Annotated in this window: 8 protein-coding genes; 5 read left to right on the plus strand and 3 right to left on the minus strand. The window is 55.1% G+C overall.

Translation table 11 applies throughout. From position 1 onward, the window contains the following. The 4 genes from pqiA (at position 1) to rmf (ending at position 3,912) form a co-directional block, all read left to right on the plus strand. Positions 1-1,275: a membrane integrity-associated transporter subunit PqiA gene (gene pqiA / locus ACETPC_RS11530; protein WP_380181488.1), complete on the plus strand. Its 1,275-nt coding sequence runs from the start codon at positions 1-3 to the stop codon at positions 1,273-1,275. After that, complete coding sequence (gene pqiB / locus ACETPC_RS11535; RefSeq protein ID WP_380181490.1) at positions 1,262-2,902, plus strand: intermembrane transport protein PqiB; 1,641 nt, start codon at positions 1,262-1,264, stop codon at positions 2,900-2,902. Before pqiA ends, pqiB begins: the two co-directional genes overlap by 14 nt. Then, complete coding sequence (gene pqiC / locus ACETPC_RS11540; RefSeq protein WP_380181492.1) at positions 2,902-3,459, plus strand: membrane integrity-associated transporter subunit PqiC; 558 nt, start codon at positions 2,902-2,904, stop codon at positions 3,457-3,459. The genes pqiB and pqiC overlap by 1 nt, the downstream gene beginning before the upstream one ends. A 285-nt stretch (positions 3,460-3,744) precedes the next feature. Continuing rightward, positions 3,745-3,912: a ribosome modulation factor gene (gene rmf, locus ACETPC_RS11545; RefSeq protein ID WP_071995068.1), complete on the plus strand. Its 168-nt coding sequence runs from the start codon at positions 3,745-3,747 to the stop codon at positions 3,910-3,912. 58 nt (positions 3,913-3,970) lie between these two features. On the opposite strand, the gene fabA is transcribed toward rmf, so the two are convergent. Together fabA and ACETPC_RS11555 are read right to left on the minus strand one after the other, a co-directional pair. Continuing rightward, complete coding sequence (gene fabA, locus ACETPC_RS11550) at positions 3,971-4,489, minus strand: bifunctional 3-hydroxydecanoyl-ACP dehydratase/trans-2-decenoyl-ACP isomerase (protein ID WP_380181494.1); 519 nt, start codon at positions 4,487-4,489, stop codon at positions 3,971-3,973. Between the two features lie 68 nt (positions 4,490-4,557). After that, entirely contained in the window at positions 4,558-6,303 is a 1,746-nt protein-coding gene (locus ACETPC_RS11555; protein WP_380181496.1) for an AAA family ATPase, read from the minus strand. Positions 6,304-6,486: 183 nt separating this feature from the next. Here ACETPC_RS11555 and matP point away from each other — a divergent pair, with 183 nt between their 5' ends. Further along, positions 6,487-6,942, plus strand: a complete 456-nt coding sequence (gene matP, locus ACETPC_RS11560) for a macrodomain Ter protein MatP (protein ID WP_380181498.1) — start codon at positions 6,487-6,489, stop codon at positions 6,940-6,942. A gap of 90 nt (positions 6,943-7,032) precedes the next feature. On the opposite strand, the gene ompA is transcribed toward matP, so the two are convergent. Continuing rightward, a partial coding sequence (gene ompA / locus ACETPC_RS11565) for a porin OmpA (protein ID WP_380181500.1) occupies positions 7,033-8,090 on the minus strand: 1,058 nt, incomplete at its 5' end.

Raw genomic sequence — 8,090 nt, forward strand, 5'->3', positions numbered from 1 at the left:
ATGTGCTCATCGCAACAGGCCGACCAGTGGATGCTTTGCCCGCAGTGCGACCTGATGACACAGTTGCCGCAACTCACGCCGGGCAGCAAGGCCAGCTGCCCGCGCTGTGACACCACGCTGGTAGTGAAATGGGACGAGCCGCGCAAGCGGCCGACCGGCTATGCGCTGGCGGCGCTGTTTATGCTGCTTCTGGCGAACCTGTTTCCGTTCGTCAACATGCACGTCGCGGGAATGAGCAGCGAAATCACGCTGATGCGTATCCCTGAGGTGATGGTCTCAGTTGACTACAGCAGCCTGGCGACGCTGTTTATGCTATTTGTCCAGGCTGTGCCCGCGCTCTGTATGATTATCATTCTGCTGCTGGTCAACTCGGTAAACCTGCCCGCGCCGCTGAAAAAAAACATGGCGCGCGTGCTGTTTCAGATTAAAAGCTGGGGCATGGCGGAAATCTTTCTTGCTGGCGTGCTGGTTAGCTTTGTCAAACTCATGGCCTATGGCGATATCGGCATAGGCACCAGCTTTATCCCCTGGTGCCTGTTCTGCCTGCTACAGGTGCGTGCTTTCCAGTGCGTCGATCGCCGCTGGATGTGGCAGCGCATTGCGCCGCTGCCCGCGTTGCCCGCCAGGCCGGTTCCGGCCATCAGCGGATTGCAACAAAATATGCGTTCCTGCAGCTGCTGCACCGCTGTGCTGGCCGCCGACCAGCTTGTTTGCCCGCGCTGCGGTACGGCTGGCCACGCTCGCCGCAGGCACAGCCTGCAGTGGACGCTGGCGCTGCTGCTGACTTCGCTGCTTTTATACATTCCTGCTAACCTGATGCCCATTATGATCACCGAATCGCTGGGCAGCAAAATTACCTCCACTATTATGGCTGGGGTAGTGCTGCTGTGGAGCGAAGGCTCTTATCCGGTGGCGCTGGTGATTTTTATCGCCAGTATTATGGTGCCTTCCCTGAAAATGCTGGCTATCGCCTGGCTCTGCTGGGACGCCAACGGCAAAAGCAAGCCGCATCAGGACAGCGAACGAATGCATAAAATCTACGAAGTGGTGGAGTTTGTCGGCCGCTGGTCAATGATCGACGTTTTTGTTATCGCCGTACTCTCGGCGCTGGTACGCATGGGCCAGCTAATGAATATTTATCCCGCGACGGGCGCGTTGCTGTTTGCGCTGGTGGTCATCCTGACGATGTTCGCCGCCATGACCTTCGACCCTCGTCTGACCTGGGATCGGGTAAGTACCAAAACTAGTGAGGAGCCAGACTTTGCAGGAAAATAATCACGGCACGGCGAAAGTCGACCGCATTAAACGCTGGTCGCCAGTCTGGATCATCCCCATCGTCACCGTACTGATTGGCGCATGGATCCTTGTTTATCATTTCAGCCATCAGGGGCCGTTGGTCACGCTGATCACCACTAATGCCGAAGGTATTGAAGGCGGAAAAACGGCGATAAAGAGCCGTAGTGTAGATGTGGGTACCGTAGAGAGCGCGGTACTGACCGACGATCTGCTGCATGTAAAAATCACCGCACGCCTTAACTCCGGTATGGAAAAGTTACTGAAAGGCGACAGCGCGTTCTGGGTCGTTAAGCCAACTATCGGCAAAGAGGGCGTTACTGGCCTGGGTACGTTGCTTTCCGGTTCCTATATCGAACTGCAACCCGGCAGCAAAGGCGAGCAGCCGGAAGAGTATAAGCTGCTGGACGCGCCGCCGCTGGCACCGCCGGATGCCAAAGGTATTCGTATTACGCTGGACAGCGCCAAAGCCGGTCAGCTTAATCCCGGCGATCCGGTGCTGTTTCGTGGCTACCGCGTTGGCTCGGTGGAAACCAGCCACTTTGATGCCGATAAACGTATGATGACCTATCAACTGTTTGTCGCGGCACCTTACGACCGACTGGTTACCACCAACGTGCGCTTCTGGAAAGACAGCGGTATTGCGGTGGATATGTCCGCTTCGGGCATGCGCGTTGAAATGGGCTCGCTGACCACGCTGTTCAGCGGTGGCGTTAGCTTTGACGTGCCGGACGGCTGGGAACTGGGCCAGGTGGCGGAAAACAAGGCGGAATACAAGCTGTTCGACGATCAGCGCAGCATTCAGGATTCGCTTTATACGGTACATAAAGACTTCCTGATGTTCTTTAGCGATTCCATTCGCGGCTTGCAGCCCGGCGCGCCGGTAGAATTCCGCGGGATCCGTCTGGGTACAGTTGCGGAAGTGCCGTTTAAATCGACTAAAGTTGCGCAGCAGTTGGGCAACGACTACCGTATTCCGGTACTGATTCGCATTGAACCCGATCGCTTCCAAAGCATGCTGGGCAAAGACTTTGATATTGAGCAGCACCTGAAGGACGGTATCAAAGCCGGGCTGCGCGCCTCGCTGAAATCCGCCAACCTGCTGACCGGCTCGCTCTATATCGATCTGGACTTTGACAGCAACGCTAAACCTTATAAGGGTCCGGCCTCTTTCGCTGATTATGAACTGATTCCGACCACCAGCGGCGGACTGGCGCAGATCCAGCAGAAACTCATGGATACGCTGGATAAAATCAACGCGCTGCCGCTGAACCCGATGATCAATCAGGCCACCGGCACACTGAAAGAGAGCCAGCGCACCATCCGCGAGCTGCAAAAAACGCTGGATAACATCAATCAGATCACCGGCAGCCAGTCGATGAAAGAGCTGCCTGCGGATATGCAGAAAACCTTGCGCGAGCTGAACGCCAGCATGAAGGGCTTCCAGCCTGGCGCGCCAGCCTACAGCAAGCTGGTCGGTGATATGCAGCAGCTTAACCAGGTACTGCGCGAGCTACAGCCGGTGCTGAAAACGCTCAATAACAAGAGCAACGCGCTGGTGTTTGAAGCTAAACCTGGCCAGGATCCGCAGCCGAAGAGGGCGAAATAATGAAAAAATGGCTACCTGTAGCATTGGCCCTGGCGCTGAGCGCCTGTAGCAGCACGCCGGAGACAACTTACTACCAGTTGCCCTCAGCGGTAAAAGGTATGGCCGTGAGCAGCGCAGACGCTATGCGGCCAGCGGTATTTGTGCAGCACGTATCGGTGCCGGATTATCTTTCCGGCAACGGTCTGGTTTATCAGACCAGCGATGTAAAATACGTTATTGCTGCCAACAACCTTTGGGCCAGCCCGTTAGATCAGCAGCTGCAGCAAACCCTGGTCGCTAACCTGAGCGCAGCCTTGCCTGGCTGGCTGGTCTCAGCTTCGCCGCTGGGCCAGCAGCAGGAAACGCTTAACGTCAACGTTACCGGTTTCCACGGGCGTTACGATGGTCAGGCAGTGATTAGCGGCGACTGGGTACTGGAGCATCAGGGGCAAATCATCAAGCGTTCCTTCTCGCTGACGCTGCCGCAAAAGGAAGATGGTTACGATGCGCTGGTCAGAACCCTGGCGGCGGGATGGCAGCAGCAGGCGCAGGAAATCGCCAGAAGTATCCAACGGTGATAATTAAATAAAATTAATTATTCAGGTTAAACCCTTGATTGTCACAAATCAGAATTGTGCACAATCAGGGGTTTTTTTATTGCCTGACAGCAGCTTATCCGGGTTTTCAGGTTAATTTCAGGCAATAAGCCGCCGTTATGGTCGCACAGGTTTATGACATTGGCGTGAATTTTGCGCGTTGATCTCCGGAGAAATTGGCGTTAGAACTAGAGTGTGACTGCGTATGCAGTTACTGATTTCTTTCCACCAGATTCCACCTGACCTGAAGAGAGGATTACAGGCATGATGAAGAGACAGAAACGAGATCGGCTAGAACGGGCACATTCCAGAGGTTATCAGGCCGGTATTACCGGACGCTCGAAAGAGATGTGTCCCTATCAAATGATAGATGCAAGATCTCACTGGTTGGGAGGCTGGCGACAAGCCATGGAGGACAGGACGGTTACCGCGTAGTCCTGTTTAATGACAAGGAAAACCTCCGCCCGGGCGGAGGTTTCGTTTTTCAGAAAGCTTAAAAAGCGGTAGTGTCTTTAAACAGGCCCACTTTCAGATCGGTAGCGGTATAGATCACATTACCATCTACCAGCACTTCGCCATCGGCTACGCCCATTACCAGCTTGCGGTTAATGACGCGCTTGAAGTGAATGCGGTAAGAGACTTTTTTCGCCGTTGGCAGCACCTGGCCGGTAAATTTCACTTCGCCCACGCCTAACGCGCGGCCTTTACCTTCCGCGCCCAGCCAGCCCAGGTAGAAACCCACCAGCTGCCACATCGCGTCCAGACCCAGACAGCCAGGCATTACCGGATCGCCGATAAAGTGGCAGCCAAAGAACCACAGATCGGGATTGATATCCAGTTCCGCTTCTACAAAGCCTTTGCCATAGTTGCCGCCATCTTCGTTCATCTCGATGACGCGATCCATCATCAGCATATTGCCGGCAGGCAGCGGCGGGCCTTCAGCGCCGAAAAGTTCACCACGGCCCGAGGCAATCAGGTCTTCTTTTGTGTAGGATTTGCGTTTATCTACCATGTTCTTAATAAGCCTTATTTTATTGAAGCACGAAGGTTAGCTTACAGCTGTAAGCTGAGCAAGCCCGATTAGCTCTGGTTGAACCAGTTCAGCCAGCGCAGCGGCCACGGGCGCTGCCTTCCTTCCTGCTGATTAATCTGCGCAATACGTTCTTGTATCGATCTTAGCAAACAAGGGGCGTCTTCTTTATCCCACTCGGTTTTCGTGAGCAGCAGAAGCGCTTCTTCAACGCTTTCGACTGCCCAAATATGAAATTTACCTTCCCGTACCGCGTCCACCACTTCCTGGCACAGGGAAAGATGGCGCACGTTAGCGGCGGGCATGATCACGCCCTGGCTACCGTTTAGCGTGCGGCTGGCGCAAACGTGGAAAAAGCCCTCAATTTTTTCATTGAGGCCGCCGACAGGCTGAACGCGACCAAACTGATCCACTGAACCCGTCACGGCAATCTGTTGAGTGATGGGCTGCCCGGCTAACGCGCTAATCAGTGCGCAAAGTTCCGCCAGTGAAGCGCTGTCGCCGTCGACTTCCGAATAGGACTGTTCGAAAACCACCGAAGCGGAGAAGGGCAGCTGCTGATCGAGTTCCAGCTCGGCAATAAGCCAGGCCTGCATGATCATCATGCCTTTAGCATGAATATTGCCGCCCAGCTCGGCCTTGCGCTCTACATCGTTAAACTCGCCGTCGCCAATATGTACGACACAGCTGATGCGGGAAGGTTCGCCAAAGGCGCGCGGATGGCCTGGAAACTCGATTACCGAGAGCGCATTGATCTGGCCGATGGCCTCGCCTTCGGTTTCAATCAGGATCTGATCGAGCAGGATCTCGTCGCGCACGCGCTCGGCCAGGAAGCCTTCGCGCCATTCACGACTCTCCAGCGCGGTCTGTAAATGCTCGCTGTTAATCAGGTTTTCGTCGCTGTTGGCGGCCGCCTCCTGAAACTGACGGGTCAGCCAGACCGGGCAGAGCGGCAGCGTTTCCTGATCGCCGGTATAGCGTACCGCCTCGCGCATCAGTACTGGCCACAGATCGTCCGCGATCAGTAGCTCCTCATCGGCGGCAACGGAACGCGCCCACTTGATCCACAGGCTGAAAGCTTCTTCATCCACAATCTGAATGTTTTCTTCAAATTCCGAATAGAAGGTCAGCGCCGCCAGCTCCGGCTCCATCTCCTGGAAATCGGCCAGCGCGTCGCGTTCGCCGGTCAGGATCAACCGGAAGCGCATTGGCATAGGCGGCACCGCTACCGGCAGCGGACGGGATTCGTCCGGGGAATGCCAGCTAAATTGCCCGGTAGCCAGGATTTGCTTCAGCCGTAACCAGAGCAGCGGCTGGGCCAGCAGCGCGCGCAGGGAAAGCAGCAGCGTTCCCCCGTTAGCCTTATGCACCAGGCCCGGCTCAAGGGTAAAAGTATTATTGTACTGGCGGAAGCAGCCGAAAAGCTGTTCTGCTTCGATCCAGTCTGCGCTGTGTACGCCGCCCGTGCTGGCAAAATTATCCTGCTCAGACTCTGCCGGACGCCAGCTAATGGTGCTGCCGTCGATATGATACTGGCCGCCGTAAAGCGCCTCGCTTTCATCAGCAAAACCTGAAATGACCCGCTGCAGCAAAGTCTGGTACGCCGGATGCTCCGGCGCCCTGAGCAGCATCAGCGGCAGTTTTGCCTGGCTATCCAGCAGCAGAGCCAGCGTACTGAACAGGCGCGGCTGAACTGCGGAAAAGTAACAGGGATCATCAGGAAGCTCGGAGAAAAGCAGCTGGACGCTGTCGGTATCGGGCTGCAGGGCGCGCCATTCAAGTTGATTGTTGGTCAAAGTTATCGCGTTTTTCTTAAAATGAGTAATGCGGCATTATACAAGATTTCAGCCTGTTAAGCATTGCAGAGATCCAATTAGCGTGGCGATATAGCGCATTTGCGAGCCCGCTCTGCTTTTCCGTGCGGCTATGTTAAAAAACCTGTTATTCTAAGTAAGTTACAGGTTTAGCATGAGATTCCGATGAAATATCAGCAACTGGAAAACCTTGAAAGCGGATGGAAATGGAAATACCTGGTGAAAAAACATCGGGAAGGTGAAGCGATCACGCGTTATCTGGAGCGAAGCGCGGCCCAGGCCGCGGTCGGTGAGCTGCTGGCGATAGAGCATAATCCCGCCGAAGTGGCGTCGTGGATTGCGCAACATATCAATCCGGCGTTGGACAATCGCATGAAGCAGAGCATCCGCGCACGCCGTAAACGTCATTTCAACGCGGAACATCAGCACACGCGCAAGAAATCGATCGACCTGGAGTATCTCGTCTGGCAGCGGCTGGCCGCGCTGGCGCAGCGCCGGCAGAGTACGCTGTCGGAGACTATAGTGCAGCTGATTGAAGATGCGGAGCATAAAGAAAAATATGCCAGCCAGATGTCATTGTTAAAGCAGGATCTGCAGGCCATTCTGGGCAAGCCGGACTAAGTATTTGGGTAATTAAACTGGCTGGCGCTTTAGCTAAACCGCGCCCATAAAAAACCCCGCCGCAGCGGGGTTTTTTATCAAAGAGGAGAATTAGCCCTGAGGCTGAGTCACCACGTCTTTGATGCCTTTAACCTGGATTTCTACGCGACGGTCAGGACCCAGACATTCGATCAGGGCGTTACGGCCTTTCACGCTGTCACAGGTGTTGCCGGTAACTGGGTTAGATTCGCCCATACCGCGTGCAGAGATCTTGTTAGCAGGGATGCCTTTAGAAACGAGGTAGTCAACAACGGACTGTGCGCGCTTCTCAGACAGTTTCTGGTTGTACTGGTCAGAACCGATGCGGTCGGTGAAGCCCAGAACAACAACGCTGCCGTCTTTAGGATCCAGGGAGCTCAGCTGGGTGTACAGCTGGTCCAGGGCCTGCTGACCTTCTGGCTTCAGAGTCGCCTTGTTGAAGGTGAACAGTACGTCTGATTTCAGAGTGAAACGCTTGGTTTCAACAACTGGCGCTGGTGCTGGCGCTGGAGCAACAACTGGTGCTGCTTCATCCTGACCGAAGCGGTAAGAAACGCCCACGCTCAGCATAGCGTTGTCTGGACGGGTACCAACGGTGTTCGCGTCACCGATGTTGTTAACCCACTGGTAGTCCAGACGGGTAGCCCAGTTTTTGGTAACGGCGTACTCAACACCCACTGCCGCCAGCGGAGAAACGCCGGTGTCGTGGTCGCTGATACGGGTGCCGTTGTTGTTCTGCTTGGAGTCTGCGCGCCATACCATGCCGCCCAGACGGGTGTACACGTCCAGATCGTCATAGATTGGGTAGCTCAGTTTAGCAGCCAGCTGAACGCCTTGTGCTTTGTAAGCGCCGTTTACAACGTTGCCTTTGTAAGGCATACGGCCCAGCCAGTCATAACCCAGCTCGAAGCCCAGGTATTGGTTAGCCTGGTAACCACCGAACGCACCTGCGCCCAGCTGGCTTTCGTGAGTTGGACCGTCATTGTTTGCATAACCGTTACCGTAGTAACCAGTGTCGTGGTACTGAGACCAGCCCAGTTTCGCACCGGCGTACCAGGTGTCATCTTTAGGGGCGGCCTGCGCTACGGTAGCGAAGCCAGCCAGTGCCACTGCAATTGCGATAGCTGTCT

The organism is Pantoea sp. sgz302252, assembly GCF_042610525.1.
Taxonomy (GTDB): domain Bacteria; phylum Pseudomonadota; class Gammaproteobacteria; order Enterobacterales; family Enterobacteriaceae; genus Erwinia.

Excerpts from the sequence above, each read along its gene's own strand:
- fabA (WP_380181494.1), bottom strand. The coding sequence starts at position 4,489 with ATGGTAGATAAACGCAAATCCTACACAAAAGAAGACCTGATTGCCTCG.
- rmf (WP_071995068.1), top strand. The coding sequence starts at position 3,745 with ATGAAGAGACAGAAACGAGATCGGCTAGAACGGGCACATTCCAGAGGT.
- pqiC (WP_380181492.1), top strand. The coding sequence starts at position 2,902 with ATGAAAAAATGGCTACCTGTAGCATTGGCCCTGGCGCTGAGCGCCTGT.
- pqiA (WP_380181488.1), top strand. The coding sequence starts at position 1 with ATGTGCTCATCGCAACAGGCCGACCAGTGGATGCTTTGCCCGCAGTGC.
- matP (WP_380181498.1), top strand. The coding sequence starts at position 6,487 with ATGAAATATCAGCAACTGGAAAACCTTGAAAGCGGATGGAAATGGAAA.